Raw genomic sequence first — 11,341 nt, forward strand, 5'->3', positions numbered from 1 at the left:
ATTGGTGTGTCAATCTTTTTTAAGAAAAATTAACCTTCCGTTATTCTCCCAACCCACTTTCTTTAAATTTATCACTAAATCCTGACATCAAGCGGTTGAGCGGTTTTTTCAAGAAAACTGAGACGAGAATAGCTACTATAATATAAGTACTTAGAATTACTATATCTCTAGATAAAACACTTTGAACAACCCCACCTATTGATTCTCGTGCAAACGAAATGGCATAAGTAAACGGTAAAAACGGATAAATGATTTGGAAAAATTTAGGAGTTAATTGGATAGGGAAGGTTCCTCCAGAACCCGCTACCTGTAAAACGAGCAGAATAATCGAAACAACTTTTCCGACATTTCCAAAAACAGAGACAAGTGAGTAAATAATGAATGTAAAAACGACACTTGTGAACAAGATACCGCCCACAAATAAGAGTGGATTCATACAATAAATTTTCAATAGGTATAAATCCCCTAATGCGATAATTAATCCTTGAAGAAGTGCAATACTTAAAAATAATAGTAATTTACCAAAGTATTCTTCGCTTTTTTTATACTCTCCTCTTGCATGCACCGCTAACATCGAAATTAACAATGTCATTCCGACCCATTGAGCAAGTACACTATAAAATGGCGTCATCGCTGTTCCATAATTATGCATTGGGAATAACGTTTCTTCAACTAACTCAACAGGTGTAGCCATAAAGCTTTCACGTTGAGCAATTCCTTCTTGAATGAGCGTTAATACTTCCTGTAACCCTTCACTACTGTTTATTTCTCCAAGTTTCTCTGTCAACGTTTGTAGTTTTTCCTCTGCCTCTGGAAGCTTTCCATTAATATACTCAATTGCCGAAATTCCTTGGTCAGAACCACTATAGGCGGTATTTAATAAATTTGTTACATCAGGTAACTTATTACTTGCTTCATTTAAAACAGTTAAGACAGACTCTGCTGTTTCATACGCTTTATCGATAACTTGATTTAAAGAGGGAGCAATTTCGTCATCAAAACGTTTAACAATTGAATCGGCTGTGTTAGATACATCATTTAATAAAGTTAAAATTTGATCAAACACTGTCAAATCTGGTCCTTCTCCTGTTGCTAATTGACCTTTAACCTTTTCTAGTAGCTGTTGAACGCGAGCTAAATCACCTTGAACTCCCTCAAGTTGCGCAATCATTTCATCAAATCGCCCTGCAGGAAACTTATTAAAACTTTTTAACATTTTAATAAACGATTGAATAAGTCCTTGTGTTCCATCTACCTTACTTATCAGTCGATCAACAACCTGTGGAGCCTGTTCTGAACCGCTTGAAATAGCATCCTTAACCCCTTGTGTATACGTTGTTAGTTCCCCACTAATCACCGATACAAGTTCTAAATCTGATTTTAGTGTTGGGACGAAATCAGAAAGGGCTGACTTCGATGAGATTATAAAGCCTTCTAACCCTGTCGCCGTCTGCTTAGCAGAATCAATCGTTGATTCAATCAGAGGTAAATCATTTTGAATGGATTGGATTAAATCCTTTAATTGAATCCCTCCACGGTGAGCCGTGTCTACTAACTCATTCATCTCACCAAACTTAGAAACGAGCTCTTCTAACTGTGAGTGAACATGTGATAATTCAGGTAAAACCTTTTCTTGAATCTCCATTCCTAACTCTTTTCCTGCCTCTAACAAAATACCACTGACAGTTTTGACAATAGTTTGATTAATACTTTCTTGAACACCCGTTGCTCCTTTACTTGTTAATTTAGGAGCAATCGCATTTATTTTTTCATTCACTTGATAAATAATTTTTCCTTTTTTCACATCCGTTGTAACAAGAGATGAAATATCTTGAGAAAAATCAGTTGGAATTGTAAGAGAAGCATAGACTTTTCCTTCTTCTAAAAGAGTTTGGGCCTCTTTCTCACTCATAAACTGCCATCCCATTAAATCATTGTTTTTTAACTCCTCAACTACTTGATCCCCAACATTTATTTCCTTCCCATTGAGCGTCGTTCCTTGATCATTGTTTACAACGGCAATTTTAATTTGACTGGTTGCTGATTGCCCATAAGGATCCCAGGATGCCTTAATATTAAACCAGGCATATAACGAGGGTAAAATACATAGGGCTAAAACGACAATAGCTGCAGCGTAGTTGGTCCCGATGTGTTTCAAATCTGTCTTATAAATGGTCCAAATATTTTTTAACATTTCAATCCTTCTTTCCTTATATTGAATAGAGCAATTATACACCTCTTGTCTGAAAAAATCGACAATGTTTCCCATTTTTCTTATATAAACTGTCATTTTTTTATTCAAGCTTGATCGTTTATCACAAGATAAAAAGGGGATTAAAGATTTCTCATTATTATAAAATCCTCTCCTCATTATTATAAAAAAAAAGGCTCCTTTTTATAGGATGCCTTTCTTATCATATTTCATTCACCTTTTAAGGAAAAATCATTCTCTTGACAACTAAAAACAAATCGTTCAAATAAAAGTCGTTCGGCCTGATCTCTTTTATACCTTAATTCAGGATGCCACTGAACGGCCACTAAAAACGGGTAATCTTGATGACGGACGGCTTCAATTAATCCATCCGGTGCTAACGCTTCTACGATCAATCCCTCGCCTAATCGCTTAATTCCTTGATGATGCCGACTATTCACTGCCAATTGTTGAACACCTAACCAGCGTTGTAATACTCCATTCTCAGATAGGTATACCTCATGCGCTGGTTCATCATAGGGAGGCAGCTGACGATGCGAAAAAGAACGCTCTATCATATACTGACTCTCAATGTCTTGAAATAAGCTTCCGTTAAAATAGACATTTATAAATTGAAACCCCCGACAAACACCTAAAATAGGTTTTCCTTTTTCTATCGTTTTTTTTAGCACACACCATTCAAAATCATCTAAAACTTCTGAAGTATGGCCGCACGCTTCTTTTTTCACCTCTTCGTAAAGACGCGGATGAATATCATCACCCCCCGTTAAAAAAAGACCGTCTATCCGTGTTACTAGTTCCTCAATAAATCGTTCAGATTGAAAAATAGGTAGGATAATAGGAATTCCACCCGCATCATAGATTGCCTCAATATAGGTCCGTTTAACCCAACTACTTTGTTTTTTGTCATCCCAAAGAGGAACAATTCCAATTAAAGGACGCTTTGTCATCCATATCCCCCCTACTCTTTACCTCATTGATAATGTATCATATGCAACCCCCTCTAGAGACGTAAAGGCCCATTACCCATTTTTTTATTTTCTGATCAATAGAAAAAGGGCCTCTCCCCATTTGGAAAGACCCTCTACATTATTTAGATTCAACTAAAATAAGTGGCACTACCATTTCTTCGCGTGTTAATCCGGCATGTGTTGCAGTAAAATTAAACTTTTCCTTTTTCACGGCTGGTAAATAACCTAGTACTTTATGACCCGTCGCACAAGCGATAAAGTCCCCAATAAAATCGAGTGTTTTAGGATGAGGAGTATGGTACCCGAATAAATTCATTTCAAGTGCCTGTTGACGCGTGAGCAGAATAAAATCATCCCCGAATGTTTCATTAAATTTTTTAGAAAACGTCTCTCTTAAGTCTTCACGTATGAAAAATGACATCATGCGTCCCTCAATAAATGGGGGCATTAAAAAGCATGCCGTTAACTCGGGATAATCATTTAAATACGTCGTAGGCTCTACATCAATTAAACCATGATCGGCAGATATAATTAACAAAGTGTCCTTCATCTGTTGGGATAAATTCATTAATAGCTCATTAATTTCTGTCATTTTTTCTTTCGTTTTTGCCGAGTAACACCCCGATTCATGCATTGTTTTATCCGGGTCTGTCCAATATCCGAAAACAAATTTTTGTTCGGCAGTCGACACTAATTTTGCAACCTCATCAACTAATTGCTGTGCAGATTCAACACCAATCTTTGTATTTTTCCCTTGGTAATTGATATAATTTGGTTCAATCATATAAGCTTTTATGTGATGATTTGTCGCTTCTTCCACACGGTCTAACACATGAGTATAGCCCATTAATGTATATCCTGCATGGGGAAGCTCAAGTTTCTCACCTGTATAACTGTCAGTATTTAAAAAAGTATCGATGCAACGTCCATATTCCTTGAAATAGAGGGACCAACCTAACCATCCATGCTCAAAAGGTGATTTTCCACTATAATAAGCCGTCATCGCAGCAGTTGTAGTAGAAGGCGCTACAGCCGTTAACTCCTCCTTCAGATGGCGATTTAAAAAATCTGTTGACTTTAAGTTTTTCTCTAACGCATCAACCCCCATTCCATCAAAAACAAGAAGCACTACATTTTTATACTCCTTATCTAATACTTCTTTTATAACTGATAAAGACTGATAGGAAGACGCTACGTCATAATAGTTTAACAAGGTCGCCATAATATTCAAAGTACTTTTTTCATAATTAGGATAAATGATATTTTTCATTGAATCACTCCTTTATCTATTCTGTTAGTAGTCTTTCACACTTATTGATAATTTATAAAAAAATAACATTCCTTTTTTAGGCACCTTCCCGTTCATTCTATTACCTTTTTCATATTCTATACTGTAGCTGAATTAGAGATTGAAAGGATGTCGCACAAATGAAACAAAATATGAGATGTTTAGGAAATGCTCCAATGGGTGGATGTGTCACTATGCCACCTATGGGACAATATGAAACTTGCCAACAAGTTGTTGAACCAACTATTGCCTGTACCCCACAACAACACCACTATCATCGAGTTGATCATGTTATTCCGGTCGTTGTTCGAAATGTTCATCATCATCATAATCACCACAACTATGTCGTCAATCGTCAAGAAAGCGTGGAATCCTATTATTATGATGAGTATTTAGCTGGACAACCACCTATGAATTTAACACAAGGGATGCATTCGAATTCATTTGACTGGGGACAACCGCTTCCTCAAATGACTAGTAATCCCCAACCAACAACTGTAAGTCAATCAGTATATACACAACAAATGATGGCCCAACCAACAGTTACGCAGCAACCTCAATTAAATAACTTATCCTTAGTGAACAACGCTGGTTATTACAATCCGTTGATGTAACTTTATTCACCCGGGAAATATATATTTTCATCATGTATAAAAAATGACTAATCATTCGATTAGTCATTTTTTATTAACTTTATAGTATTAATTAGTCACCGATAATATCAAGGATATGGTTTTTAAGAGTATTCGAGTTTCCACCAAAGATAGCTTGAACTCCACCTTTAACTTCCATTACCCCTGCTGCTCCTAAAGCTTTTAAACGATCTTTATCAACTTTAGCAGTATCTTTAACTTCAACACGTAAGCGAGTAATACAAGCATCGATGTTTTCGATATTTTCTTCTCCACCTAAAGCTTCTAATACTAATGGTGCTTTTTCTTTCCACTCATCAGTTCCAGTTGCAGCTGATTTTTCTGCTGCTCCACCACCATTACGTTCTTGGAAGTCTTTTTTCGAGAATAATTTTACCTCTTCGTTATCATCCTCGCGTCCAGGTGTTTTTAAGTTTAATTTTTTGATTAAGAAACTGAATACGAAGAAGTATACAGCAAAGTAAACGACACCAACAACTAATACCCAATACCAATGAGTTGCTACACCAGCACCAGCAGGTAATAATCCGAATAAAACGAAGTCAATTAATCCACCAGAGAATGTCATACCGATGAAAACATCTAACATCGCCATAATCATGAATGATAATCCACAGAAGATAGCATGCACAACGAATAAGATTGGTGCAACGAATAAGAATGTAAACTCTAATGGCTCAGTAATACCTGTTAAGATTGTTGTTAACGCAGCAGCTCCTAATAAACCACCAACAGCTTGACGTTTTTCAGGTTTAGCACATTTATACATTGCTAAAGCAGCCCCTGGTAATCCGAACATCATGAATGGATATTTACCAGCTAAGAACGCTGTTGTTCCCATAACAATCTCATGCATTCTTCCAGATTCTAATCCAACTAAATCACCCATTGATCCTAATTGTACGAAGTAAGCTGTATTTGCCCCTTGAACAATTGTATCAACACCGTTGATTAATAAGTTAGCTTCAACGAATGAACCATACCAGAATGGTGTATAGAATACATGGTGTAATCCGAATGGTACACATGAACGTTCAACTAATCCGAATAAGAATGAACCAAATACTCCAGATGAGTTAACAACATTTGCTAATGCTCCAATTCCATCTTGAACGAAAGGCCAAAGGTAAGCTAATACTACCCCAACAACAGCCATTACTAAAGATGTAATGATTGGAACGAAACGTGAACCAGCAAAGAAAGATAAAACTGGATGGAATTGAATATTGAAGAATTTATTATGTAACGCAGATGTTACCATCCCTGTAATAATCCCACCAAACACTGACATATTTAAAGTGAAAATCCCAAGGTTAGTTGTCACATAAGTTCCGTATTCCCCAACGTTATCAGGTGTTACAACACCTAACTTCGTTAATCCTAATCCTAATAAAGTAGAGATAACTTGGTTCATAACTAAGAAACCAAACACAGAAGCTAACGCTGCTGTTGCTTTATCTTTTTTAGCTAAACCAGCCGCAACCCCAATCGCAAATAAGATCGGTAAGTTACCAAAAACGATATCTCCAATATTTTTCATAATTGTTAAAATCGCTGTAAGCACCGCAGAGTTATTAATCGCATTAGCGATTGTTTGATAAATCGCTGGTGCATCTGTCATTCCAGCAATTCCTAAGAATGCCCCACCAACACCAAGTAAAATACCGGCAATTGGTAAAGCAGCGATTGGAAGCATTAATGCTTTACCTGTACGCTGTAAATACTTAAACATACTTGAATCCTCCTCTTATCGTATAAGATAACCGCAACTCATGGTTGTATTATTTTGATCGTGCTGTATTATTTTTAATACCGCAAACTTTGGCAATAGAAATATGAAATTAAGCCATATATCTTCGCAACGTTTACATTTATGATTATAATACATTCCGTCATAAATTAATACCACTTTCATTCAATAGGTAACCGGTTACCCATCCTTTTTCACTATTTTTTTCTTCATATTTTTTAAAATTAAATATGTTTTTTCGTCACATTCGCTCAATATTCTCCTTTATAAAAAATAAAATTCATGTGACATTTTACCTCTTTTTTGGTTCTAAATGATAATTACCTTCTTTTTTCACACTAAAATTATGGACGATTTTACTCAAAATATACATATTTTATTTAAAAAATCTTTTTTTATCCTTTCATTCTGCTGTATCCTGTTTAAAATGGCCCCATCCTCCGTTCAACCGAGACCCTTTTTATCCTAAAATTTAGTCGGACGATTTTTAGTAGAGCTATGGTTTAATTCATACCAACGTATATCTGGATGTGTATATCTTTTTTTTCTTTCCATCGATTTACCATATTGAATCGCCGACTTCGGACAATAGTGGAGACAGGCTAGACAATGTAAACACTCCCCCTTCCATGAAGGTTTTTGAGTCACCTCAATACATTTTGTTGGACAAATTTTCTCACATACTTTACATGAGATACAATGATCATTTGCGTAAAAAGGGGTGATTCGTTTAGACATGATTCGCATCCATCTCTGTCCCGCTAAGGTTCGTATCCTAGGAAAGAATTCGATAGCTTGTTCATAAACGTGCTCTTTTTGTGCTATTTCCCGATTTATTCTTTCTAAGGTTGGTAAAGTAGCTGCCAATGTCTCATAAACCCTCTCATATGAATCGGTATGCCCCACAATTAAATAATTATGAGGCATTTTTAGGGTGTAAAAACTTGTTAAACGCCATCCTTTATCTTCAATGGCTTGATGCACAACCTTAAAACAATTTCCGATTTGTTTAGAGTAGGTCACAATGACTCCTAAATAATCGGGGTCTTCCCCTAAAAATGTTAACCGTGAAAGAAATTGCATCACAATTTCAGGAGGCGCCCATGCGTAAACCGGAAAAACGAAAATCACCGCCTCCCCCTTCTGCAACACGTAATCGTATTGCTCTGCCTCAATGGCCTGTATGATTGAAACGAGTCGTTCTTGTTGTACCCGCGCAATCGTTTCTGCTGCTGCCTGGGAGTTTCCCGTCCCACTGAAGTAAAAAATCATCTTCTCACCCTTTCACCGAACGGGTAAAGACCCACGTCGTTGGAGTCGAAAGGTCTTCATTAAATTGATAGCCTTCCTCATTAAATTGTTTGAGTTCTTCAACCGAATGAAGCTTGCGCGTTAAAATATAGCGTGCCATTTGTCCACGCGCTCGCTTAGCATACATCCCTACTGTTCGGAACGACTCTCCCTTTTGTTCTTTAAATTCAATCGTTAATACGCCATACTGTTGCTTAATCTGTTTGAAATCAACCACCTTGCTATATTCCGTAGAAGCCAAATTAATTAACACTTGATCACCTGGCGTTGTTGCGAGTGCTGACAAAAAGTAATCCGTTACTTCCTTTTTCCAATACTCATACAAGTTTTTTCCGTGTTCTCCCGAAAACTTTAACCCCATTTCTAACCGATACGGATTAATCGCATCAAAGGGGTGCAAAACACCATAAAGTCCTGATAAAATGCGCAACGACTCATTTGAAAACTCAAGTGCCTCTTCATCGAGTGTTAATGCATCCAATCCCTTATAAGCTTCGCCAGAAAAAGCATAAATACTTGGAAGCGCCCGCAACTCATCCGAATAAAATTGACGATAGCGCGCACTATTTAACGTCGCCAATTCCTCGGACATCTTCATAAGACTTCCTAATTGTTCATTAGAAAAAGAAGACAATTGTTCAACTAACTTCGCCGTCTTTTCATGAAAAAGAAGCGCCTTAAAATTTGTACGGGGCACGTTCTCCTCTGATGTAAACGTCTTAGCAGGTGATAAAATCATTAACATTCTTCACACATCCTTATCTTTTATTTTCATATCCTAACACTGATTACTTTTCGATTAACCAACCTTTTATCCTTTCCATCAACTGGGCGTCATCCTATACATCCTATTTTAGCGATCACCTTTTAGAAAAACACCGTGCTACTCTATCGCGACGGTCACCCCATATTTAAATCCTACTCATAGAAAACAATGACCGACCTCTTTCTCTTAGTATTTTGGCTATATTCCCCACATTTTACTTAAAATGAGACTAAAAAGTTCATTAATATTTTAGCATATTTGTTTACAATCCCCTCACCATAACGCATAATTATTTATAATCACTATAAAAGAAAGAAGTGAAGTTTAATGGAACCTATTACTTTAACTGAAGGAATGCAAGCCCCTGATTTTACATTACCAGGATCTGATCAATGCCAACATCGCTTAAAAGATTACTTAGGACGAAAAGTAATTCTTTATTTTTATCCACGCGATCATACGCCAGGATGTACGAATGAAGCAAAAGATTTTCGCGATGCGATTCAATCCTTTAAAGACCAAAACGCTGTCATCTTAGGCGTAAGTCGTGACAGTGTTCAAAGTCATGAAAAATTCGTCGCTAAACACGATTTACCGTTTATTCTGTTATCTGATACCGAAGAAACGGTTTGTAAGCAATATGATGTATTAAAGGAAAAAAATATGTACGGAAAAAAAGCCATCGGGATTGAACGATCAACGTTTATCATCGATGAAACAGGAATGATTACAAAAATTTTCCGTAAGGTTCGTGTCCCTAACCATGTGGAGCAGGTCCTAGAACAATGTACTTTATAAAAACTTTATGATTTTAAAAGAGGATGTCTAACTCACGTGAGTTAGACATCCTCTTTTAAAAATGAAAAAAAATGAGCTCGCTCTTATACTTCCATGCAAAACGCCCCTTCTGCCAGATTACGTTGAGTGAGCTATTCGATGAAACTTCTAATGACAAAATGAAAAGACCCAAGGTACTGGGTCTTTTCTATTCTAAACATACATCCGATCAATCACAATGACACAACGGTATTGCGGATGGGTTTCTCTAATTTTTGCGATAACCTCATCTTTAATGGACTCCTCTGTCACTGTTTTGTTTAGTAGCGAGCCATTCACGACTAAATCAAAAATCAAATTTTTATTTGGTTCTTGCCCAATAATTCGAAAATCATGCATCGACATGATCACCGGATGCGCGTCAATAATTTGCTCTAGTTCTTTTTTCATCAGCTTAATCTCTTCGGTTTCTACAGAAACAGGATCCATATGAATCACTAGATGGAGCTTCAATTCTTCTGAGATTTGTCGTTCTGCTTCATCGATGATATCATGGATCGTCATCACATCGATGTCTGCTGGAATCTCCGCATGAATAGAGGCAATGACACATCCCACCCCATAATTATGAATCATTAGGTCATGTGCCCCCGTAATATGCTCAAATGAAAGGAGTCGATCATAGATCTGTTGCACGAGCTCCGCATCGGGTGCCTCTCCTAGAAGAGGACTAATCGTTTCCTTCACCAGATTATATCCCGCATATAAAATAAATCCTGCAACAATCACACCTGCATATCCATCAATAGGAAATGATGTCAAACGCGCCATTAAAAACGATAAAAGCACCGTACTTGAGGTAAAGACGTCACCTAAAGCATCCACGGATGCAGCCTTTAACGCCCCCGATTGAATCGCTTCTCCCATGTGTTTATTAAAGAAACTTAACCAAACTTTAACAAGCACCGATACAAACAACAATAAGAAAGAGACCCACTCGAAACGAACCTCACTCGGATTTAAAATTCGACCGACTGAGGATTGAATAAATTGAACCCCCACCAACATTACCATAAATGCTACAATGAGCGCTGAAATATACTCAATTCGCCCATGCCCATGCGGATGCTCCTTATCTGCTGGTCGATTTGCTAACTTCACACCAACAATTGTGACTACAGAAGATGCGGTGTCCGATAGGTTGTTAAAAGCATCGGCCATGACGGCGATACTTCCGGCTAACCACCCGACGCCAAACTTCACCCCAAATAATAAAATATTAGCAAGGATACCAATTAATCCTGAAATAAAAATGAGCCGCTCTCGCCCCTCTTCTCTTGTTTCCTCCTGTTTTTCTAACCGTTTAATTAACCACTTCGCAAACATTGCACTCGACCTCCATTTTAAATTCCTGTCCACTAATTACCCATCATTCAACGTTCCGATTCGCCACTCTCATACATGATATCATACCCCATTCCCCTAAATTTTACTAGTCCTTGATGAGAAGTTCCCCCTTAAGGGCAACTCGTTCCTTCTTTTTAACATTTTTATCGCAGTCTCAGAATAAGGTATCTATAGACAAACGAAAAAGACAAACGAAAAGTGAGTTT

At 37.2% G+C, this 11,341-nt stretch carries 9 protein-coding genes; 2 read left to right on the forward strand and 7 right to left on the reverse strand.

Annotated elements, in window-relative coordinates:
- Positions 1–40 precede the first annotated feature (40 nt).
- The 3 genes from VXM77_RS07455 to VXM77_RS07465 all read right to left on the reverse strand — a co-directional run bounded on the left by VXM77_RS07455 (position 41) and on the right by VXM77_RS07465 (position 4,453).
- The gene (locus VXM77_RS07455; protein ID WP_338505841.1) at positions 41–2,194 is read right to left on the reverse strand and encodes a YhgE/Pip domain-containing protein; all 2,154 of its coding nucleotides are present in this window, start codon (positions 2,192–2,194) and stop codon (positions 41–43) included.
- A 227-nt stretch (positions 2,195–2,421) separates the two neighbouring features.
- Entirely contained in the window at positions 2,422–3,162 is a 741-nt protein-coding gene (locus tag VXM77_RS07460; protein WP_338505842.1) for a gamma-glutamyl-gamma-aminobutyrate hydrolase family protein, read from the reverse strand.
- Positions 3,163–3,301: 139 nt separating this feature from the next.
- A complete protein-coding gene (locus VXM77_RS07465) occupies positions 3,302–4,453 on the reverse strand; it encodes an alkaline phosphatase family protein (RefSeq protein ID WP_161832076.1) in 1,152 nt (383 codons plus the stop codon).
- Positions 4,454–4,611: 158 nt separating this feature from the next.
- Here VXM77_RS07465 and VXM77_RS07470 point away from each other — a divergent pair, with 158 nt between their 5' ends.
- Positions 4,612–5,085: a hypothetical protein gene (locus VXM77_RS07470; RefSeq protein WP_237658929.1), complete on the forward strand. Its 474-nt coding sequence runs from the start codon at positions 4,612–4,614 to the stop codon at positions 5,083–5,085.
- Positions 5,086–5,176: 91 nt separating this feature from the next.
- Here the strand turns inward: VXM77_RS07470 and VXM77_RS07475 are convergent, their stop codons facing one another.
- From VXM77_RS07475 to yaaA, 3 genes are all read right to left on the reverse strand, one after another.
- Complete coding sequence (locus tag VXM77_RS07475) at positions 5,177–6,856, reverse strand: PTS transporter subunit EIIC (protein WP_161832077.1); 1,680 nt, start codon at positions 6,854–6,856, stop codon at positions 5,177–5,179.
- A gap of 483 nt (positions 6,857–7,339) precedes the next feature.
- The gene (locus VXM77_RS07480; RefSeq protein WP_161832078.1) at positions 7,340–8,146 is read right to left on the reverse strand and encodes an EFR1 family ferrodoxin; all 807 of its coding nucleotides are present in this window, start codon (positions 8,144–8,146) and stop codon (positions 7,340–7,342) included.
- 4 nt (positions 8,147–8,150) lie between these two features.
- Positions 8,151–8,930 (reverse strand): peroxide stress protein YaaA, encoded by a 780-nt coding sequence (yaaA, locus tag VXM77_RS07485; protein ID WP_161832079.1) that lies wholly within the window; start codon positions 8,928–8,930, stop codon positions 8,151–8,153.
- Between the two features lie 348 nt (positions 8,931–9,278).
- On the opposite strand from yaaA, the gene bcp reads away from it, so the two are divergent.
- A complete protein-coding gene (gene bcp, locus VXM77_RS07490) occupies positions 9,279–9,749 on the forward strand; it encodes a thioredoxin-dependent thiol peroxidase (RefSeq protein WP_161832080.1) in 471 nt (156 codons plus the stop codon).
- Between the two features lie 192 nt (positions 9,750–9,941).
- Here bcp and VXM77_RS07495 read toward each other — a convergent pair whose 3' ends face one another.
- Positions 9,942–11,114, reverse strand: coding sequence for a cation diffusion facilitator family transporter (locus tag VXM77_RS07495; RefSeq protein ID WP_161832081.1), 1,173 nt, complete (start codon positions 11,112–11,114; stop codon positions 9,942–9,944).
- Positions 11,115–11,341: the final 227 nt, after the last annotated feature.

This window comes from Turicibacter sp. KK003, assembly GCF_037014675.1.
Lineage (GTDB): Bacteria > Bacillota_I > Bacilli_A > MOL361 > Turicibacteraceae > Turicibacter > Turicibacter faecis.

Excerpts from the sequence above, each read along its gene's own strand:
- VXM77_RS07455 (WP_338505841.1), bottom strand. The coding sequence starts at position 2,194 with ATGTTAAAAAATATTTGGACCATTTATAAGACAGATTTGAAACACATC.
- VXM77_RS07460 (WP_338505842.1), bottom strand. The coding sequence starts at position 3,162 with ATGACAAAGCGTCCTTTAATTGGAATTGTTCCTCTTTGGGATGACAAA.
- VXM77_RS07465 (WP_161832076.1), bottom strand. The coding sequence starts at position 4,453 with ATGAAAAATATCATTTATCCTAATTATGAAAAAAGTACTTTGAATATT.
- VXM77_RS07470 (WP_237658929.1), top strand. The coding sequence starts at position 4,612 with ATGAAACAAAATATGAGATGTTTAGGAAATGCTCCAATGGGTGGATGT.
- VXM77_RS07475 (WP_161832077.1), bottom strand. The coding sequence starts at position 6,856 with ATGTTTAAGTATTTACAGCGTACAGGTAAAGCATTAATGCTTCCAATC.
- VXM77_RS07480 (WP_161832078.1), bottom strand. The coding sequence starts at position 8,146 with ATGATTTTTTACTTCAGTGGGACGGGAAACTCCCAGGCAGCAGCAGAA.
- yaaA (WP_161832079.1), bottom strand. The coding sequence starts at position 8,930 with ATGTTAATGATTTTATCACCTGCTAAGACGTTTACATCAGAGGAGAAC.
- bcp (WP_161832080.1), top strand. The coding sequence starts at position 9,279 with ATGGAACCTATTACTTTAACTGAAGGAATGCAAGCCCCTGATTTTACA.
- VXM77_RS07495 (WP_161832081.1), bottom strand. The coding sequence starts at position 11,114 with ATGTTTGCGAAGTGGTTAATTAAACGGTTAGAAAAACAGGAGGAAACA.